At 35.1% G+C, this 1,688-nt stretch carries 1 protein-coding gene; it reads left to right on the forward strand.

All coding sequences use genetic code 11. From position 1 onward, the window contains the following. Positions 1–69: 69 nt before the first annotated feature. A protein-coding gene (locus H131_RS26225; protein ID WP_419185174.1) for an IS3 family transposase occupies positions 70–1,643 on the forward strand; the annotation gives its coding sequence in 2 pieces (ribosomal slippage) (positions 70–712 and positions 712–1,643; 1,575 coding nt in all). The last annotated feature ends 45 nt before the right edge of the window (positions 1,644–1,688 follow it).

Consider the following 1,688-nt stretch of genomic DNA (forward strand, 5'->3'; position numbering starts at 1 on the left):
GTGGTATGCTCCCCATTAAGTAGACAGATTAAAAAATAAAATCTGTTTATCAAATGGGGAGATTTTTTTATGAGAACGTGTAGTTTTTCAAAAGAAGAAAAATTAGAGATTTTAAAATTTTATCATACTGGCCAATTTACTCTTAATGAAGTTGCCGAATTATATAAAGTGCATCGTGATACGATTAAAGATTGGCAAAATGATTATCGTTATTTTGGAGAAGAGGGTCTTGAACGATTAAACCAGCAGAATCGTTATGCTAAGGAATTAAAATTAGCGGCTGTCCGAGACTATCTTTCAGGCGAATTTTCATTAAGAGAGGTTGTAAGAAAGTATAGACTTTCTAGTAGATCGGTTTTAAGGAATTGGATAAAAAAGTATACTAGTCATAGTGAATTAAAAGATTCGGGTAAAGGAATGAGCCAAACTATGACTAAAGGTAGAAAAACAACAGTACAAGAGCGCATTGAAATAGCACAAGTTTGTATTGCCAACGATAAGAATTATCAAGTAACAGCTGAACAATATGCGGTTTCTTACCAACAAGTATATCAATGGGTAAAAAAATTCGAAAAATACGGGGAATTAGGCTTGCATGATCGCCGTGGGCGTACAAAGTTAGAAGAAGAGTTAAGCACTGAAGACAAGTTTCGTTTAGAAATCCAGCGTATGGAACGTGAAAATGAACGATTACGTGCAGAAAATCTCTTCTTAAAAAAGTTAGAGGAAATCGAAAGGAGGCGTCGTTAAGTAAAAGCCGTATACATAACCGTTATATTGCCATTCAAGAATTAGCAGCGAAGGAAGCACTGCCAATCATTTTATTATGTGAAATTGCCGATGTTACACGTGCTGCTTATTATAAGTGGTTGAACCGTCAGTCATCAGCACGAGAAATCGAGAATGAACAGCCTCTAGAATCAATTCAGTACCTTTATACACAAGTAGATGGGATTTATGGATATCGTCGCATCACACTTACAATCAATCGTCATCGTGAAAAAGTAGATTTACCGAAGGTAAATAAAAAACGTATTTATCGTTTGATGAAAATGTGTCGATTAAAATCGGTGATTCGTCGAAAACGAAAAAAATATCGTAAATCGAATCCAGATTATGTAGCAGAAAACATACTCAATCGCAAGTTCAAAGCAGATAAACCGAATCAAAAATGGTGTACAGATGTCACGGAATTTAAATATGAGAATGGTAAAAAGGCTTATTTAAGCGCCATTATTGATTTATACGATAATTCGATTGTGAGTTATGTATTAGGGCACTCGAATAACAATAAACTTGTTTTTCAAACGATGACACTAGCCATACAAAAATTAAAAGAGGATGAGCATCCACTTATTCATAGCGATCGTGGTTATCAATATACTTCAAAACTTTTCAAACGTATGATAGATGATGCCGAGAGGGTACATAGTATGTCTAGAGTGGGACGTTGTATCGATAACGGACCAATCGAGGCTTTTTGGGGTACGCTCAAATGCGAAAAATACTATTTAAATAAATATGATACATATGAAGCGCTAAAAAAAGCAATTTTAGGATACATTTCGTTTTATAATTCAGAGCGCTATCAAGAAAAATTAAACGGCTTGAGCCCCTTGGAATTCAGGTCTCAAGCCGCGTAAAGCATTTTTATTATTTCCACTGTCTACTTGACAGGGAGCAGTTCA

Origin of the sequence: Lysinibacillus sphaericus OT4b.31 (assembly GCF_000392615.1) — a bacterium.
Classification (GTDB): Bacteria; Bacillota; Bacilli; order Bacillales_A; family Planococcaceae; genus Lysinibacillus; species Lysinibacillus sphaericus_B.